This is a genomic window from Nocardia acididurans (assembly GCF_016741815.1).
GTDB lineage: Bacteria > Actinomycetota > Actinomycetes > Mycobacteriales > Mycobacteriaceae > Nocardia > Nocardia acididurans.
Map to the genome: position 1 here is coordinate 83,785 of NZ_JAERRJ010000005.1, position 18,782 is coordinate 102,566.

The following is an 18,782-nucleotide window of genomic DNA, read 5'->3' on the forward strand; positions in this document are numbered from 1 at the left end:
GTTCGTGTCCTTACTTGGCCGCAGCCAGCTCGGCGGCCTTGTCGGCGCCTTCGTCCATGGTCTGGGCGAGAGTCACCAGCGGGTGGTTGAAGTCGGCGAGGATCTTGCGACCCTCCTCGACCTTGTTGCCGTCGAGGCGGACGACCAGCGGCTTGGAGGCGGCGTCACCCAGGGTCTGCAGGGCGCCGACGATGCCGTTCGCGACCGCGTCACAGGCGGTGATGCCGCCGAAGACGTTCACGAACACGCTCTTGACCTGGGCGTCGCCCAGGATGACATCGAGGCCGGCGGCCATGACGGCGGCCGAGGCGCCGCCACCGATGTCGAGGAAGTTGGCGGGCTTGACGCCGTTGTGGTTCTCACCGGCGTAGGCGACGACGTCCAGGGTCGACATGACCAGGCCGGCGCCGTTGCCGATGATGCCGACCTCACCGTCGAGCTTGACGTAGTTGAGGTCGTTCTCCTTGGCCTTGAGCTCCAGCGGATCGGTGGCGTCGATATCCGCGAACTCGGCGTGGTCGGCGTGCCGGAATTCGGCGTTCTCGTCCAGGGTGACCTTGCCGTCGAGGGCGAGGATCTCGTTCTGGGGGGTGCGCACCAGCGGGTTGACCTCGACCAGGGTGGCGTCCTCCTTGACGAACACCTCCCACAGCTTCTGGATGGTCACGGCCGCAGCGTCGAGCACGTCGGCGGGCAGGTGGCCCTGCTCGGCGATGGAGCGGGCGAAGGCCAGGTCGACACCCTTGACGGCGTCGACGGGCACCTTGGCGAGGCGCTCGGGGGACTTGACCGCGACCTCTTCGATCTCCATGCCGCCCTCGACCGAGCACATGGCCAGGTAGGTGCGGTTGGAGCGGTCCAGCAGGAAGGAGATGTAGTACTCCTCGGCGATGTCCTTCGCCTCGGCGACCAAGATCTTCTTGGTGATGTGGCCCTTGATGTCCAGGCCCAGGATGTTCTGGGCGTGGGTGAAGGCGTCCTCCGGGGTGGCGGCGTACTTCACGCCACCGGCCTTACCGCGGCCACCGACCTTGACCTGCGACTTGATCATTACCGGCTTGCCGATTTCTTCGGCGATCGCACGCGCGTCCTCGGCCGTGTCGGTGACGCGACCCTCCGACGAAGGCACTCCGTGCTTCACGAAGAGTTCCTTCGCCTGATATTCGAAGAGATCCATGTACTCACCGTCTCGTCTGCGTTGTTGTGACAACGTCTGGTTTGGCGGCCCGTCGTCGGGGGCGGGTCGGATCGGACTCTAATCAGTCACATGGAGCCGAAATCAGCCGCATACAGCCTAAGTGGCGCAGGTCACGGTACAGTCTCCGGCGCGATAAAACCGCTGGATAATCCTACCGGCGAGTAGCTTGTTGACGGCGCGCCAGGTAGGACACACGAATCCCGGAGAGTGACACTCGCTACTACGAGTTGTCGTTGACAGGCCTCACATGGTTACCCGATGCACAGTGAGCCAATCCATGCCCACAACGTGATGAATGTCACAGGTGTGTCGCGACGCCCTCCCATCGCTTGCTGACGCGCAATCGTTTCGTTACCGTCGATGCGGTCGATGTCACAACCCGGTCACGACAGGAGGACGGCAGGCTTGACGCAGCACAGCGCTCCGCAGGTAGAGAGCCGCTCCGCGGATGGAACATCGGCTACTTCGCACTACCGGGACAAGCTCCGATGAGCGACGGCCCCTTCCCCTCGCGACACCGCGCCAAGCACGGCCACCGCTACCGCGAGGAATCCGAGAACTACGGTGGCGCAACCCATTTCGATGCGCCGCAGCCCTTCGACGAGCAGATCGCACACGGCGGCTGGGATGCCGCGCAGGCGTGGAACGCCCCCGCCGGGGAGCAGTGGAACGCCGCGGGCGAAACGCAGTGGGGCGGCCGGGACACGGCCGGGGCACAGTGGGGTAACGACGCCTCCGGCGCCTGGAACGAGCCCGCAGCCGCCGAATGGAACGACAACGCCGCCGCCGGATGGAACGCCGACGCCGCCTGGAACTCCGGCGAGCAGTGGCACGCTCAGCCCGAGTGGAATTCCGTGCAGTCCGAATGGGACGCACAGCCGAAGTGGACCGCCGACGCCGAGCAGCACGCGGGCGCCGACTGGGAAACCCCCGTTGACGATCGATCCGGCTGGGATTCCGGCGACGACTGGAACACCACCTCCACCAACGGCTGGTCGGCCCCGAATCCGGCCGACTTCTCGCCGCGTCCGGATTGGGGTGACGATCCGACCCCGTCCGGTGACTACCGGCCCGCCTACACCTTCCGCACCGCCTCCGGCGAGAAGCTCACCTTCTCCGGTGACGGCGCTCGTCTCGACAAGCGCGAGGCCGACACCGACGCCGATTCCGATGCGGCGCAGTCCCGTCCGACCCGCACCGGCCGCCGTCGCGCCGCCGCCGCGGGTGGCGCGCACCGCCTGCCCGCACCGCCCACCGCGCTGAAGGGCCGCGCCGCCGTGGTGGCCGTGGCCGCCGGCGCCGTGGTGGCCGCGGGCCAGACCGGTATCGAGGTCTCCGGCGCGCCCGCCGACAATGTCGACTTCCAGGCCGCGGCGCAGGTCAAGGAGATCTCCGCCAACGAGACCATCGGCCTCACCGATGACGCTCCGGTCGGCGGCTCCCCGCAGGTGCTGAATGTCGGTGCGCCCGTGGATCTCACGCAGTTCAACGACATTCTGGAGAAGGGCGCGCGCTACGCCGCGGATCTGGCCGCCGCCGAGGCCGCGAAGCTGCGTCCGCTGTTCTCCAAGTTCGCCAACGGCAACTACACCTCCGGCTACGGCATGCGCTGGGGTGTGCAGCACGCGGGCGTCGACGTGGCCGCGCCGATCGGCACCCCGATCTACGCGGTGGCCGACGGCACGGTGCTGGAGGCCGGTCCCGCGTCGGGTTTCGGTATGTGGGTGCGGCTGCTGCACGACGACGGCACGGTCACCATCTACGGCCACATCGATACGGCCACGGTGTCGCAGGGTCAGCGGGTGATGGCGGGCGATCAGATCGCCACGGTCGGCAACCGCGGCTTCTCCACCGGCCCGCACTGCCACTTCGAGGTCTGGCTGAACGGCGTCGACAAGATCGACCCGATTCCGTGGCTGGCCTCGCGCGGCATCTCCCTGGGCATCCAGCGCGACTGACTTCCCTCGGTCCGGCACGCTGCTTCCGTCAGCATGCCGGTCCGCGGCTCTGCGGATGCCGCGTGCTGCACGCGGCATCCGCTGTGAATCACGGTCGGCTGGAGGTCGAGGACCACCGGTCGGTCAGCGACTGGAACCAATCACGCAGCCACGGCGCGCGCCGGTGGTGCGGCCGCACCCGGTCCACCCAGAGCGGATTGGATTCGTCACGCCGGTAGACCGGGATCTGCCCGGCCACCCGGAAGTGCAGCCGGCTGGCCTTGCCGACCACCTCGCCGTCGGTGGCCAGCGCCTCCGGTGACGGCAGATCGACCAGTAGTTCCGGGAGCTGGCGTTCCCCGTACACGGTGGAATGGCCGATGGCCGAGAGCGCCAGGGCCATGAAGGCGCGCGTACGCGACCACCGCACATCCGCGCGCAGCCAGCGCACGTCGAGCAGGCCGGAGTCGAGCCGATCGCGGAAGGCCGGGACCGCGCCGTGCGGGTGGTACGGGCCGTTGCCGATGAACAGGAACCACACTCGCTGCCAGCGGCCGTCGATCTGGATCTGAATGGATTCGGCGCGGCGCAGGGTGACCACGAGCGCGGCGGCGAAGGCGGGCCACTTACCCCAGCGATGCTGCCACTTCTCCCGCATGCGCACCATGTCCGGGTAGGTGCCGATACTCGCGGTATTGAGCAGATACCGTGTGCTGGAACCGGTTTCGTCCTCGAGTTCGACGCTGGCGACATCGACGGCCACCGCCTCGCCGATACCGGTGGCGTCCACCACCTCGATCAGGTCGTAGACGCCGAGATCGCGGGCGAAGTGATTGAGGGTGCCGGTGGGAATGACGGCCAGCGGCAGCTTGTGCCGCAGCGCCACCGCGGCGACGGCCGCCACCGTGCCGTCGCCGCCCGCCACACCGACCGCCTCGACGGCCGGGCCGAGTTCGGCGAGCGCCTGCTCGAGCTGATCGGCGGCGTCGATATCGGGCCGGGTGCGCAACAGCACGGCTTCCGGGAGGGCGGTGGCGATATCGCCGGTGGGGTCGTAGTTCGGGTCGCCCGAGACCGGATTCACCACCACCACAAGCCCTTTGCCCTTCGGCATGGCGGGCGCCTCCCGCACGGGGCGGGCCAGCGCCTCGTCGGATTCGCGGACCGGCCACCAGCGCTGGGTGGCCAGTGCGACCACGGAACCCACTGCGGCGCCGACGAATACGTCCGAACTCCAGTGCACGCCGGTGTGGATGCGCGAGTAGGCGACCGTGGCCGCCAGTGGCGCGACAACCGCTGCGGTGCGCGGGCTTTCGAGCGCCACGGCGGTGGCGAAGGCGGCCGCGCAGGCCGCGTGGCCGGACGGGAAGGACGAGGACACCGGGGCCGGGACCAGCCGCCGGTACACGGGCAGCACCTCCGCGGCCGGGCGGCGGCGGGCGATGAGGGTTTTCATACCGGCATTGACGACGAGGCTCGCGCCTCCGACGGCGACAGCGCCACGCATGGCCGCCCGGCGCGTCTGCCCCTTGCGGGTGGCCAGCAGGGCCGCGATGCCCAGCCACAGCCCGCTGTAGTTGGCGGAGGTGGTGAGCGAGAGCAGGCCCTGATCGACCCGGGATGCGGGCAACGCCCCCACCGCACTCTCGACCGCACGATCGAATCGTCCTACCCGCTGGAATTTTCGATAGATCCACCCGCTCACCGGCCCGACCTTACCGATTTCCACCAGTCCGTGTCCCGACAGCAAGCGGTGCAGGGCATTTCGAGAACGAGGCGAAGCGGAGGTGGGGCGCACCGGCTACATCGTAGTCAACCGTGCGATCGGCGTCGGTCCACTCGCGTCAACGCTGCAGACCCCAGGCCGCGCCGCGAGGCAATCCGGGAGCATCCACGCGCGGGGCGGCGTCACCGTAGGCGCGGGCGGCGTCGTCGTAGTTGGCGATGAAATCGCTGGGGAAGCCGAGTTCGAAGGGCGCCGACTCCTCGAGGGTGCGCACCGCCTCCGTGGGCAGCACCAGATCCAGCGCGTCCAGGTTCACCCGCAACTGCTCGGCGCTGCTCACTCCGACGATGGGAAGCACCGCCGCGGACCGGTGCCGCGTCCACGCCAGCGCGACATGTGCTGCGGGAACACCCAATTCGTCCGCCACCTTCGCCACGGCCGTGGCGGCGGCCCGCTGCCGCGCGCTGAATTGCGCCGGATCGGTCCGCTGCCCCGCCGCTCCGGTCAGTACCCCCTGGCCGAGTGGAGCCCACGCGGTCACGCTCATCCCGAACGCCTCCGCCATGGGCAGCAGTTCCCGCTCGATATCGCGCCACAGCAGGTTGTACGGCACCTGCACCGCCGCGAACGGCGTCCGATCCCGCAGTTGCGCAAAGGTATTCGCCCGCGCCACCACCCACGCGGGGGCATCCGAGATCCCGATGTGCAGCACCTTCCCCGACCGCACCACATCATCGAGGGCCCGCATGGTCTCCTCGATCGGGGTCAGCCGATCCCAGATGTGCACCCAGTACACATCGATGTAGTCGGTCCGCAGCCGCCGCAAACTGTTCTCCAGCGACAGCACCAGGTTCTTCCGATGATTCCCCGCCGCGTTCAGATCGCTCGGATCCCGGCTCAGCGTGTACTTGGTCCCGATGACGAACCGATCCCGCCGGGTCAGCACCTCCCCCAGCAGCTCCTCACTGTTCCCGTACGCCGTGGCCGTATCGACGAAGTTCCCGCCCGCCTCCGCGAAAACACCGAGCACCCGCCGATACTCGTCCACCTCCCGCAGGGCCATGGTCCCCAGCACCACTTCCGAAACCCGCAGCCCGGTCTGTCCGAAGAGTCGGTATCGCATCATGCGCCCAGTCTTCGACACCCACCCCGCCCTAGACAGCCCCTGACAGGGCTACCCTCGGCAGCCCCTCCGCGCTGACACAGCCCCAGCGTCCCTGGGGGTTCGGGGGCGAAGCCCCTGAGACCCCAGAGAGTCGGGTACCCACACGGTGGCTAGAGCTTGGTGAGCGGGCTGTGCTGGGGCATGAGGCGGATCTTGCCGGCGGTGCCGAAGTCGATGGTGGCGGTGGCGAGTTGGCCGAAGCCTTCGGCGGCGATGACGCGGCCGAGGCCGTACTTGTCGTGGCTGACTCGATCGCCCACGGCCAGAACGAGAGTGGAGTTGCTGCGTTTGGCGGCGGTGGGCGCGGGGCGGCGGTCGCCGCGGTCGCGGATGCCGGGGCGGGGCTCGTTCCAGCCGTCGCCGCGGGTCCAATCGCGTTCGAAGCCTTCGTCTTCGCCGCGGCGGCGGCCGAAACCCCGCTGGGCGGAGACGGGTTCGAGGCGACGCCAGTCCATGAGGTGGCCGGGGATCTCGGCGAGGAAGCGGGATTCGGGGTTGGAGACGGGCTGCCCCCAGCCGGAGCGCACGACGGCACGGGTCAGGTAGAGGCGTTTGCGGGCGCGAGTGATGCCCACGTAGGCGAGGCGGCGTTCCTCGGCGAGTTCGGTGGGGTCGCCGAGGGCCCGCATATGCGGGAACTGGCCGTCCTCCCAGCCGGTGACGAAGACGACCGGGAATTCCAGCCCCTTGGCGGTGTGCAGGGTCATCATGGTGACCACGCCGGTGCCCTCGTCCGGGATCTGGTCGGAGTCGGCGACCAGGGACACCCGCTCCAGGAAGGCGGCCAGCGAGCCGGGATCGGGTTCGCCCTCCCCGGCTTCGGGCACGAGCCCCTCGGCCCGCGCGGCCTCGATATTGTTGCGCGCCTCGGAGCTGAATTCCCGTGCCACGCTGACCAATTCGTTGAGGTTGTCGAGCCGCGCCCCGTCCTGCGGGTCGTCGGAGGCCTCCAGTTCGGCCCGGTACCCGGTGCGATCGAGCACCGACTCCACCACATTGCCGACATCCGGGAAGTCCATGTCCTCCTGCACCCCGGCGGCGCGGATCTCGTCGAGCAGCTCGAGGAAGCCGGTGATGGCCCGCTGCGAGCGCGTGTTGAGCAGCGCCACCTTGCCGTCGGCGGCGTCCCGAAGGGCTTGCGCGAAGCCGATATTGCGCTGTTCGGCGTGTACGGCCACGCACGCTTCGGCGCGATCGCCGATGCCCCGGCGCGGGGTGTTGAGGATGCGTCGCAGCGATACCGCGTCGTCCGGATTCTCCAGCACCCGCAGGTAGGCAACGATATCGCGCACCTCCTTGCGCTCGTAGAACCGGACGCCGCCGACGACCTTGTACGGCAACCCCATGCGGATGAAGATCTCTTCCAGCGCCCGGGAGTTGTTGTTGGTGCGGTAGAAGACGGCGACGTCGTTGTAGTTGGCGTCGCCCTGATCGACCAGCCGGTCGATTTCGCGCGCCACGAACGAGGCTTCGTCGTGCTCGTTGTCGGCCACGTATCCGACGATCAGATCGCCGTCGCCCTGATCGGTCCACAGTTTCTTCTCGCGCCGGTTCTCGTTGCGCGCGATGACCGCGTTGGCGGCCGCCAGAATGTGCTGGGTGGACCGGTAGTTCTGTTCCAGCAGAATGGTTTCCGCGTCGGGGAAGTCGCGTTCGAACTCCTCGATATTGCGGATGGTCGCGCCGCGGAAGGCGTAGATGGACTGGTCGGCGTCGCCCACCACGCACAGTTCGCTGGGCGCGACTCGATCCGAGGTGTCCCCGTCCGGGCGCCAGCCGCCGTCCTCGTCCCATTCGCCCCGGTGATGTCCGACGAGTTCGCGGACGAGGATGTACTGCGCGTGGTTGGTGTCCTGGTATTCGTCGACCAGTACGTGCCGGAACCGCCGCCGGTAGTACTCGGCCACCTGCGGATGCCGTTGCAGCAGTGCGACGGTCTCGCCGATCAGGTCGTCGAAGTCGAGTGCGTTGGCCGCGCGCAGCCGCCGCTGGTATTCGTCGTAGACCTTGGCGACGAGTCGCGGCAGTTCGGTGTCCTCGGTCTCGGCGTCGGCGGCGGCCTGTTCCGGATCGATGAGCTCGTTCTTCAGATTGGAGATGGCGGTGGCGAGCAGTCGGGGCGTGTACTTCTTCGGGTCGACGTCGAGGTCGCGGCTGATCATGGCGAGCAGGCGTCGCGAGTCGTCGGCGTCGTAGATGGAGAAGTTCGTATTGAGCCCCGCCACCAGCGAGGCCTGCGTCCGCAGAATCCGCACGCAGGTGGAGTGGAAGGTGGACACCCACATGCTGGCCGCACGCGGACCGACCAGTCCGCTGACGCGCTCGCGCATCTCGGCGGCGGCCTTGTTGGTGAACGTGATGGCGAGGATCTCGCCGGGCCGCACGCCGCGGGCGGCGAGTAGGTAGGCGATGCGCCGGGTCAGCACGGCTGTTTTCCCGGATCCGGCTCCGGCCACGATCAGCAGCGGGGTGCCGGTGTGCATCACCGCGGCGCGCTGTTGTGGATTCAGCCCTTCGAGCAAGTGCTCGGTCTTCTGCTCGTCCTGTGCCACCGTCGTGTTCATCGCCCATCCACGCTACCGGCGGCCACCGACAGGGATACAGTCCGCCGCTCGACGCGTCCGATTAGTGCCGGTCCGGCGAACATTCGGTGAACTTCGCGGGGGTGGAAACTCAGGAGATTCACAAATGAACACGTTTTGGTTTGCCAGCGGCGCGTGGCAGACTTGGCCCCATGACCGGCGCTGGTGGATACACGTTGCTCCGCAGCGCGCCCCCGGGGGGACAATGAAGGCCGAACAGGTCTTTTTCTTGGTGAAGAACCGATCGGTAACAGGTCGGCTCCGTATGCCGATCGACGTTCTGGACCACGAGGAGTGAAAGAATGAGCATCTCGACGACGGGACAATCCGAGCCTGCGACCGGGTCGGACTCCGCCCTCCCCTCCGAGGCGGAGATCGAGAAGCTGCGCAAGGAGATCGACAAACTCGATGCCGAGATCCTCGCCGCGATCAAACGCCGCACGGAGGTCTCCCGCATCATCGGGCGGACCCGCATGGCCAACGGCGGCCCGAAGCTGGTGCATTCGCGCGAGATGAAGGTGCTCGAGCGCTTCAGCGAACTGGGCCAGGAGGGTCACACCCTCGCCATGCTGCTGCTGCGCCTGGGCCGCGGACGACTCGGCCACTAGCCGGTTGTTAACGCCGGGCCGCGCGCCCGGGATACATACGCGGAATCACCGCGCGCCCCCGATTCACCGAGCGGCTGCCGGTCCCACAGACCACGCCTTACCCGTGCGAGCGAGTGAGGCCTCCCCAGGCCGCCCCGGGTGTCCATACCCCCGGGGCGGTTCTTCGTCTCCGTGATCAGGGCAGGGCGATGTACTTGGTGTCGAGGTATTCCTCGATGCCTTCGAAACCGCCCTCGCGGCCGAAGCCGGATTCCTTGACGCCGCCGAACGGCGCGGCCGGGTCGGAGATGACGCCGCGGTTGACGCCGACCATGCCGGTCTCGAGGCCCTCCGCCACGCGCAGGGCGCGGTCGAGACTCCTGGTGTACACGTAGGCGACCAGGCCGAATTCGGTGTTGTTGGCGGCGGCGAGGCCCTGTTCCTCGGTGTCGAAGCCGACGATCGGGGCTACCGGGCCGAAGACTTCCTCCCGCAGGATGCGGGCCTGGGCGGGGATGTCGGTGAGGACGGTGGCCGGATAGAACCAGCCGGGACCGCCGGGAGCCTTGCCGCCCAACGCGATCTGCGCGCCCGCGGACACGGCGTCGTCGACGAGATCGGTGACGGTGCCGAGTTGGTCGGAGTTGATGAGCGGGCCGAGGGTGGTCGACGGGTCGGTGCCGTCGCCGAGCTTGTAGTCGGCCATGGCCGCAACGAGTTTGTCGGTGAATTCCTGGCGAACGGAATTCTGCACATGGAAACGGTTTGCCGCCGTGCATGCTTCGCCGCCGTTGCGCAGTTTGGCCAGCACCGCGCCCTGCACCGCCGCGTCGATGTCGGCGTCGTCGAAGACCACGAAGGGCGCGTTGCCGCCGAGTTCCATGGAGGTGCGCAGCAGGCCGTGCGCGGAGGATTCGACGAGCTTCTTGCCGACCGGGGTGGAGCCGGTGAAGGTGAGCTTGCGCAGCCGCGGATCGGTCAGCAGCGGCGCGGTGACGGCGCTGGAACGGCTCGTGGTGATGACCGAGAGCACCCCGTCGGGCAGACCCGCCTGCGCGCACAGCTGGGCGAGCAGCAGCATCGTCAGCGGCGTCTCCCCGGCCGGCTTGACGATCATGGTGCAGCCGGCCGCCAGCGCGGGCCCGATCTTGCGGGTACCCATGGCGAGCGGGAAGTTCCACGGCGTGATGGCCAGGCACGGCCCGACGGGCTGCTTGTGCACGAGGATCCGCCCGGTGCCCGCGGGCGCGGGCTGATACCGCCCGTGGATGCGCACGGCCTCCTCGCTGAACCAGCGGAAGAACTCCGCCCCGTACTTCACCTCGTTGCGGGACTCCCCCAGCGCCTTGCCCATTTCCAGGGTCATCAGCAGCGCGAATTCCTCGGCACGGGCGGTGATGGCCTCGAAGACCGCGCGCAGGATCTCCCCGCGCTGCCGAGCCGGGGTGGCGGCCCATTCGGCCTGCACCGCCGCGGCCGCGTCGAGCGCGCGCACCGCGTCCTCGGGTGTGGCGTCGGCGACATTCGCGATGACCTCGCCGGTCGCGGGATTGTGCACGGGGAAGGTGGCTCCGCCACTGGCGTCCACGGGACCGCCGATCCAGAGCTTGGTGGGAACGGATTCGAGGACTTCGCGTTCTGTCGCCATATCGCCAGCCTAGGCCCGAACTAGCACCCCGGGGCTTGCCGCTGGATACCCGGGGTTACCTGCGCGTAGCGGCGGAGGGTTGTAACCTCGGCGGACGTGAGCAGCGACATCACCGCATCGGCGGCCTGGCGGAAACTGCACGACCACCATTCGGCCATTGCCGGACGGCATCTGCGTGAGTTCTTCGCCGAGGACCCCGAACGGGGCCGGGAGCTGACGGTGCAGGTCGGTGACCTGCACATCGATTACTCCAAGCACCGCGTCACACGCGAAACCCTGGATCTGCTGGTGCAATTGGCGGAGACGGCCGGGGTGGAGCAGCGGCGGGACGCCATGTTCGCGGGCGAGCACATCAACACCTCCGAGAATCGCGCGGTGGCGCACTGGGCGCTGCGTGAGCCGACGGGTGTGCGCGTGGAGATCGACGGCGCCGACGCCGAGGCCGATGTGCACGAAGTGCTGCGCCGCATGGGCGAATTCACCGATGCGGTGCGGTCCGGGCAGTGGCGCGGGGCGACCGGTGCGCGCATCACGGCGGTGGTGAACATCGGTATCGGCGGTTCGGATCTGGGTCCGGCCATGGTGTATCTGGCGCTGCGGCATTACGCCGACGCGGGCATCTCCGCCCGGTTCGTCTCGAATGTCGATCCGGCGGACCTGGTTTCGAAACTCGACGGCCTGGATCCGGCGACCACCCTGTTCGTGGTGGCGTCGAAGACCTTCTCCACGCTGGAGACGCTGACCAATGCCACGGCGGCCCGCCGGTGGCTGGTGGCGGCGCTGGGCGAGGAGGCGGTGGCCAAGCATTTCGTGGCCGTGTCCACGCACGCGGATCGGGTGGCGGCCTTCGGGATCGACACCGCCAACATGTTCGGCTTCTGGGATTGGGTCGGCGGCCGGTACTCGGTCGATTCGGCCATCGGCCTGTCGGTGATGGCGGTGATCGGCAAGGAGCGTTTCGCCGAGTTCCTGGCCGGATTCCATGCCGTGGACGAGCATTTCCGCACCCGGCCACTGGCCGAGAACGGTCCGGCGCTGCTGGGCCTGCTCGGCCTCTGGTACTCGAACTTCTTCGGCGCGGAATCCCGTGCGGTGCTGCCGTATTCGAACGATATGGCGCGCTTCCCGGCGTATCTGCAGCAGTTGACCATGGAGTCCAACGGCAAGTCGGTGCGCGCGGACGGCACGCCGGTGACCACCTCGACGGGTGAGATCTTCTGGGGCGAGCCGGGAACCAATGGCCAGCACGCCTTTTATCAACTGCTGCACCAGGGTACGCGGCTGGTGCCCGCCGATTTCATCGGATTCGCCCGTCCCACCGATGATCTGCCGACCCTCGACGGCACCGGCAGCATGCACGACATCCTGATGAGCAATCTGTTCGCGCAGACGAAGGTGCTGGCCTTCGGCAAGACGGCGGCGGAGATCGCGGCGGAGGGCACGGATCCGAAGATCGTGCCGCACAAGGTGATGCCCGGTAATCGCCCCTCCACGACGATTCTGGCGCCGCGGTTGACGCCGTCGGTGCTGGGCCAGCTGATCGCCCTCTACGAGCACCAGGTGTTCACCGAGGGCGCGATCTGGGGCATCGACAGTTTCGACCAGTGGGGCGTGGAGCTGGGCAAGCAGCAGGCGCTCGCGCTGGAGCCGCTGCTCACCTCCACCGAAGCGCCCGCCTCCCAGGGTGATTCGTCCACCGACGCGCTGATCCACTGGTACCGCGACCACCGCTGATCCGTCGGCCCGGCACGCCACCGGCGGAACGCGCACCTGCCGCTGGTGTGCGCCTCAGTCTTCGAGGTGTAGTCGAGCCAGTTCCACCCGGTTGCTGACGCCCAGTTTCGGGAAGGCCCGATACAGGTGGTGGCCAACGGTTTTCGGGCTGAGAAACAGTTTGGCGGCGATCTCCCGATTGGTCGCCCCGGCTGCGGCCAGTCGCACCACCTGGAGTTCCTGCGGGGTGAGCACGGCCGCCAGATCGGTCGCGGGCTCGGGGACCGTGCCCTCCCCCGCGGCGCGCAGTTCGGTGCGGGCGTGGTCGGCCCACGGCGTGCAGCCGAGCCGTTCGAAGGTTTCCAGGGCGCGGCGCAGGTGGGTGCGGGATTCGTTCATGCGGCGTTCGCGGCGCAGGAATTCGCCGTAGAGCAGGGCGCTGCGGGCGTGGTCGTACCAGCGGTCGGCGGCCGCGTGCAGGGCCATCGCCTCGGTGAGCAGGTCGCCGTCGCCGCGCAGGATGGCCCGGCAGCGCAGGCTCAGCCCCTCCGCCCACGGCGTGTCCAGGGCCCGCGCCCACAGTTCGATCTCGGCCATGGCCGCGGCGGCGCGTTCGGGTGCGCGCAGTCGTCCCGCCGCCTCGACCAGATCGGCGAGCAGGTCGATCCAGTGTCCGCGGGCGTGTTCCGGCCCTTCGTGCAGGGTCTGCAACCGGTCCAGGGCCTGCTGGTGCCTGCCCGCGCCGAGGTCGAGCAGGGCCAGCGCCCAGTGGAAGTGGGCGTAGTCGATGTGGTTGTGGTCGCCCGCCGCGTCGCGCAGATTGCGTTCGGCCAGTTCCCGGCAGCGTTCGCTGTCGCCGCGCACCGCGGCGACCAGGGCCAGGGTGGCTTCGGCGGCCGCCACGCGGGCGGGCTGGCCGATATCGGCGGCGATCCGGAGGCATTGTTCGGCAATGACTTCCGCGTCGCGGAAGCGGCCCTGGATCAGCTCGGCCACCGACAGCGTGCTGCCGACGGCGGGCAGCCAGCCGATCATGCCGCGCGCGGTCACCAGGTCGGCGAGTTCACGCAGATGGGTGCGGGCGATGTGCATATCGCCGATGAGCGCGAGCTGATTGCCGAAGGCCAGCCGCAGCGAGATCATCTCCAGCGGCACGGTCCGGCTGAAGACGCCGTTCGCGCGGATCATGGCCACGCCCGCGGCGGGATCGCCGGAGCACAGGGCCAGCGGTCCGCGCAGGGCGGACAGCAGGGGCTCGCGCGCGGGGCCGAGTTCCAGCGGTTCGAGCAGCTGGTACGCCGTCCGAAGTCCCGCGAGATCGCCTGCGGTCCAGGCGATCCGGGCCGCTTCGATGCACAGCCACGCGGCCCGTTCCGGGTCGAGGCCGACCACGCATTCGGCGGCGTCGATCATCAGCTGGAAGGACCGGCGCAGGGAGCCGTGCTCGAATTCCACCCGGGCCCGGGTGCCGATGACACGGGCGCGTTCCACCTGTCCGAGCGGCAGTTGCGCCGCCGCGGCGACCAGCCGCAGCGCCCGCTCGGTGAGACCGGCCTGTGCGGCGGTCTCGACCGCGCCGGTCAATCGGCGGCCCCGCTGTTCGGGATCGGGTGTCAGCCATACCGCCCGTTCCAGGGCGGCCGCGGCGGAGGCGTAGCCGGTGCGTTCGCGGGCCTGTTCGGCCGCGAATTCCAGTGCGGCGGCGACGGTTTCGTCGGGTCCGGTGCTGGCGGCGGCGAGATGCCAGGCCTCACGCACCCGATCGTCGCCGAGTTCGGCGGCGAGGGCGGCGTGTACGGCGAGCCGCTGGGTGAACGGCGCGCCGTGATAGGCGGCGGAGCGTTGCAGCGGATGCCGGAAGGTCACCGTGGATCCGGTGACCGACACCATGCCCGAGCCCTCGGCTTCGGCGAGCGCGTCGGCGGTGTGGCCGAAGCGGTGCAGCACGCGCAGGGCGAGTCCGAGATCGCCGGTCTCCTCGGCGGCCACGACGAGCAGTGCGGCGCGCGCGGCTTCGGAGAGAGCGAGGATGCGCCGCTCGAATCCCGTCTGCAGGCGTTGCGGCAGCGGCAACGGTCCTGCGGCGTAGCCGATTTCGCCGGCGATACATTCGAATTCGATGAGCGCCAGCGGATTCCCCTCGGCCTCGCGCATGACGCGGTCGCGCAGTGCCGGTTCCAGGGTCGGGCAGCACTCGGCCAGCAGGGCGGCGGCGGCCTCGGCGTCGATCGGTCCGAGCGCCAGTGTGGGCAGTCCGTGGTTCTCGTATTCCGGACGGCTCGCGAACACCATGGCGATGCCCTCCGCCCCCAACCTGCGACCGGCGAAGGTGAGCGCGTCCAGCGAAGGCTGGTCCAGCCACTGCGCGTCATCGATAAGGCACACCACGGGCGAGTCGGTGGAGAGTTCGGTCAGCAGCGAGAGCGTGGCCACGCCGATGAGAAAGCGGTCCGCGATCTCGGCCTGCCGCAACCCGAGCGCACCCCCGAGCGCGTCGGCCTGCGGCCCCGGCAGCACGTCGAGCCGGTCCAGAATCGGCCCGAGCAGCAGGTGCAGCCCCGCGAACGGCAGTTCGGATTCGCTCTCGATCCCGACGCAGCGCAACAGCCGCCCGGTGTCGCCTACCTGGGACCGGGCGTATCGCAGCAGCGCGGACTTCCCCACGCCCGCGTCGCCGGTGATGACCAGCGCCCCGCTACGGCCTTCCCGCGCACCGCGCAGCACGGTGTCGATCTGCTGCAGCTCGTGGGAACGGCCGTACAGCATCGCGCCAACATATGCGTCCCCGCATATGTTCGGCAAATGCCGCGCGGCCCGGAATTCCCACCCCGCCCGACCCACACCCCCAGCCATCCCGGTCAGCCCCCGGTTCACCCCCACACGCGCCCCCTGCCCACGTCACGAGAACCACACGACGCCCCCACCCGACATCCCTGTGCCCCCGCTCACCTCGCACGCCCCGAAAGGACAGCACCCCCGGCTCAACGCACCACCACGACCTACCCAGCGGTTCCGGACGCAACAGGCCGGTAGGGCGGGCTGCCGCGCGGGGTGGGCTGCCGCGCGGGGTGGGCTGGGGTGCCACGGCGGAAGATCATGTGTTTCTTGCCGATTCGCGGCCGTGAGCCCGGCTCGCCGGGTACGGCCCGGACCAGCCAGGAGAAACACGGCACCCCGGTTAGTGCGAAGGAGTGAATGTGGCAGACCAGAAATTCATCGGATCCGCGGCCGGTGGTGCCGACGGTGCGGAGGCGGTGCTGTACGGGCGGTCGGAGGAGCTGCGGCGGATCACCGCGCTGCTGGAGACGGCCCGGCGTGGCGGCAGCGGGGCGCTGGCGCTGATCGGTGAACCGGGCGAGGGCAAGTCGGTGCTGCTCGATCAGGCTGCCGCCCTGGTGGATCCGGGGTGGCGGGTGCTGCGCTGCGCGGGGGTGGAGAGTGAGTCGGAACTGCCGTTCGCGGGGTTGCAGTCGCTGCTGCATCCGGAGATGCATCGCCTGGACGAGCTGCCCGCGCCGCATGCGGCGGCGCTGCGCTGCGCGTTCGGATTGAGCGGCGGCGGCACGACCGATCGTTTCGCGGTGGGCTCGGCGGCGGTGTCGCTGCTGGCCGAGGTCGCCGCGGCGGGGCCGGTGCTGTGCCTGATCGATGACGCGCAGTGGCTGGATCGGCCGTCGGCGGACGCGCTGCTGTTCGCCGCGCATCGGCTGGAAGCCGAATCGGTGGTGCTGCTGCTCACGGCGCGGACCGAATTCGGCACTCACGCAATGGCTTCCCGGCGGCTGGCGCCGCTGGACGAAGCGCAGGCGCGGACGCTGCTGGCGGAGCGGTTCCCGGATCTCGCGTCCGAGGTGCGGGAGCGGGTGATCGCCGAGGCGGGCGGAAATCCGCTGGCCGTCCTGGAATTGCCGCGTATGGATCCGAATCGGCATCCCGTGGGCCCGCTTCCGCTGCCCGAACGACTGTGCGCCGGATACCGCGACCATATCGCGGCGCAGTCGGAGGCCGCGCGGCTGGCGCTGGTGACGGTGGCGGCGGAGGAGACCGGTGATCCCGCCGTGGTGCGCCGGGCCCTGGCCCGGCTGGGCCTGGGTGCGGACGCGCTGGCGGCGGCCGAGAACTCCTGCATGATCGTGGTCTCCGAACAGCGGGTGGTCTTCCGGCATCCGCTCAAGCGGGCCGCCGCCTATCAGCTGGCCCCGTTCACCCAGCGGCTGGCCGTACACGCCGCGCTGGCGGAGACGCTGACCGATGATCCGGATCGGCGCGCCTGGCATCTGGCCTTCTCGACGCCGACCCCGGACGAATCCGTCGCCGCCGCACTGGAATCGGCGGCGCGACGGGCCACCGCGCGGGCCGCGTGCGGCGCTGCCGCGACCGCCTTCGAACGCGCCGCGCACCTGTCCCCCGACCGCGGCGACCGCACCCGCCGCCTGATCCACGCGGTGGAGGCCCTGGTCACGGCCGGTCGCCCCGATCAGGCGCTGGCCCTGGCCGATCAGCTGCCACCGGCCGCGGACGGCCCCGGCACCGGCGACGCGGGCTGCGCGCGGGTGCGAGATCTGCGGGCGCACATCGCCTTCGAACGCGGCGCGCTCGCCACCGCGCACGAGCTGTGGCTCACGGTGGCGGCGGAATCGGCTGTGTCACAGCCGGATCGCGCCGCGGCGGCGCTCCTGGACGCCGCGCGCGCGGCCTGGACGCGCGGGGATCTCGCGGCCGCGTGGACGGCCCACCGGCGGCTGTCGGAACTGGTGCTGGACGATTCGTGGGCTCCGCTGCTCGACGCGGTGGCCGGTGCCAACCAGCTGTACACGAAGGATCTGGAATCGGGTGTGGCGCTGGTTCGTTCGGGGGTGGCGGCGGCCCGCTGGTCGACCGATCCGACGACGCGGTTCCTGCTGGGCCTGCTGTATTCGCTGACCGCCGACACCGAGGACGCGCACGATCTGCTCGCGGAGGTGGCGGCCGAGTACAGTGCGCGCGGCATGATCGGGCGGCTGCCCGCGGTGCACGCCTCCCTGGGCACCATGCACCTGCTGATCGGCCGTTTCCGGGAGGCGGAGGCCGCCTGTCTGACCGCGGTGCGGCTGGCCGAGGGCACCGGTCAGCCCAATCGCATTCTGCAGGCGGAATCGGTGCTCGCCGTGCTGGCCGCCGTGCAGGGCGACACCGACCGCTGCCGGGAACTGGCCGACCGGCAGCGCCGCACCGCACAGCCCGAGGTCAACACCATCGACGCCGCGCACTGCGAATGGGCGCTGCTGCTCCTGGATCTGGCGTTCGGCCGCTACGAGAACGCTGTGCACCGGGGCGAGGCCCTGCTCCGCAGCCCGCACCGCCCGCTCGGCCAGTGGCCGCACCTGCTGGCCGACCGGGTGGAAGCCGCACTGCGCCTGCGCGATCCGGCCCGCGCCACCGGCCCCCTGGCCGCGCTGCGCGAGTTCGCCGCCGCCACCCGCACCCCGTGGGTCCGGGGCCTGCTGCTGCGCTGTGAGGCCCACTTCGAGGGCGACGACGATCGCTTCCGGCAGGCCCTGCGCATCCAGTCCGGCGAGTCGCGCTGGTTCGATCACGCCCGCACCCAGCTCCTGTACGGCGAGTGGCTGCGCCGCGAACGCCGCCACCTGGAGGCCCGCACCCACCTGGAGTCCGCTGCCCGCACCCTGGACCGCCTCGGCGCGCACCCCTGGGCCGCCCGCGCCCGTGGTGAACTGCGCGCCGCCGGCGGTGATTCCAGTTCGCTGCCGAGCGACACCGGCGCGATCATCTCCGTCCGCGCCCGTGCGAACCATGCCGGCGGCCAGCGCGCGACCGGGGCACGAGCGGTGAATCCCGCTGCCGCGCAGCTCACCTCGTACGCCCCCGCCGGCAGACCGGGCCAGCGTGCCACGGTCCCGGGCGCGCCCGGCGCATCCCTGGCGCGACCGGGCGCGGATCACCCCCGCCCGGATCCCGCGGGTGCCGCCGCCCACCCGATTCCGGCCGGCGTGGGCAATCCCGCCGCCGGATCCCCGCCCGGCCTCGACCCCCTGCGCCTGCTGACCCCGCAGGAGTTGCAGGTGGTACGCCTGGCCGCCCGTGGGGCGACCAACAACGAGATCGGCGCACAGCTCTGTCTGAGCCCCAAAACCGTTGGCCACCACCTGTATCGCGCCTTCCCCAAGCTCGGCGTCCGTAGCCGCGTGGAGCTGGCGCGCGTGGTAGCCGACGGTTTCCGGTAAAT

10 protein-coding genes are annotated in these 18,782 nt (G+C 69.8%); 4 read left to right on the forward strand and 6 right to left on the reverse strand.

Translation table 11 applies throughout. The annotated features are described in order from the left end of the window. Nucleotides 1-10 precede the first annotated feature (10 nt). The gene (gene sucC / locus JK358_RS13670) at nt 11-1,177 is read right to left on the reverse strand and encodes an ADP-forming succinate--CoA ligase subunit beta (RefSeq protein ID WP_201947502.1); all 1,167 of its coding nucleotides are present in this window, start codon (nt 1,175-1,177) and stop codon (nt 11-13) included. Nucleotides 1,178-2,052: 875 nt separating this feature from the next. Between sucC and JK358_RS39225 the strand changes: the two genes are divergently transcribed. Then, nucleotides 2,053-3,156: a M23 family metallopeptidase gene (locus JK358_RS39225; protein ID WP_372440671.1), complete on the forward strand. Its 1,104-nt coding sequence runs from the start codon at nt 2,053-2,055 to the stop codon at nt 3,154-3,156. An 88-nt stretch (nt 3,157-3,244) separates the two neighbouring features. Here JK358_RS39225 and JK358_RS13680 read toward each other — a convergent pair whose 3' ends face one another. The 3 genes from JK358_RS13680 to pcrA all read right to left on the reverse strand — a co-directional run bounded on the left by JK358_RS13680 (nt 3,245) and on the right by pcrA (nt 8,590). Then, the gene (locus JK358_RS13680; RefSeq protein ID WP_307817545.1) at nt 3,245-4,774 is read right to left on the reverse strand and encodes a bifunctional phosphatase PAP2/diacylglycerol kinase family protein; all 1,530 of its coding nucleotides are present in this window, start codon (nt 4,772-4,774) and stop codon (nt 3,245-3,247) included. A gap of 205 nt (nt 4,775-4,979) precedes the next feature. After that, complete coding sequence (locus JK358_RS13685) at nt 4,980-5,987, reverse strand: aldo/keto reductase (RefSeq protein ID WP_201947506.1); 1,008 nt, start codon at nt 5,985-5,987, stop codon at nt 4,980-4,982. 149 nt (nt 5,988-6,136) lie between these two features. Further along, the gene (gene pcrA, locus JK358_RS13690; protein WP_201947508.1) at nt 6,137-8,590 is read right to left on the reverse strand and encodes a DNA helicase PcrA; all 2,454 of its coding nucleotides are present in this window, start codon (nt 8,588-8,590) and stop codon (nt 6,137-6,139) included. A gap of 320 nt (nt 8,591-8,910) precedes the next feature. Here pcrA and JK358_RS13695 point away from each other — a divergent pair, with 320 nt between their 5' ends. Then, a complete protein-coding gene (locus tag JK358_RS13695) occupies nt 8,911-9,216 on the forward strand; it encodes a chorismate mutase (protein ID WP_181583645.1) in 306 nt (101 codons plus the stop codon). Between the two features lie 175 nt (nt 9,217-9,391). On the opposite strand, the gene JK358_RS13700 is transcribed toward JK358_RS13695, so the two are convergent. After that, nucleotides 9,392-10,843 (reverse strand): NAD-dependent succinate-semialdehyde dehydrogenase, encoded by a 1,452-nt coding sequence (locus JK358_RS13700; protein WP_201947510.1) that lies wholly within the window; start codon nt 10,841-10,843, stop codon nt 9,392-9,394. Between the two features lie 96 nt (nt 10,844-10,939). Between JK358_RS13700 and pgi the strand changes: the two genes are divergently transcribed. Then, nucleotides 10,940-12,577 carry a glucose-6-phosphate isomerase gene (gene pgi, locus JK358_RS13705; protein ID WP_201947513.1) on the forward strand — a complete coding sequence of 546 codons (1,638 nt, stop codon included), beginning with the start codon at nt 10,940-10,942 and terminating at the stop codon, nt 12,575-12,577. A gap of 54 nt (nt 12,578-12,631) precedes the next feature. On the opposite strand, the gene JK358_RS13710 is transcribed toward pgi, so the two are convergent. Further along, nucleotides 12,632-15,322 carry a helix-turn-helix transcriptional regulator gene (locus JK358_RS13710; protein WP_201947515.1) on the reverse strand — a complete coding sequence of 897 codons (2,691 nt, stop codon included), beginning with the start codon at nt 15,320-15,322 and terminating at the stop codon, nt 12,632-12,634. A 431-nt stretch (nt 15,323-15,753) separates the two neighbouring features. Between JK358_RS13710 and JK358_RS13715 the strand changes: the two genes are divergently transcribed. Further along, a complete protein-coding gene (locus JK358_RS13715; RefSeq protein WP_201947517.1) occupies nt 15,754-18,780 on the forward strand; it encodes a helix-turn-helix transcriptional regulator in 3,027 nt (1,008 codons plus the stop codon). The last annotated feature ends 2 nt before the right edge of the window (nt 18,781-18,782 follow it).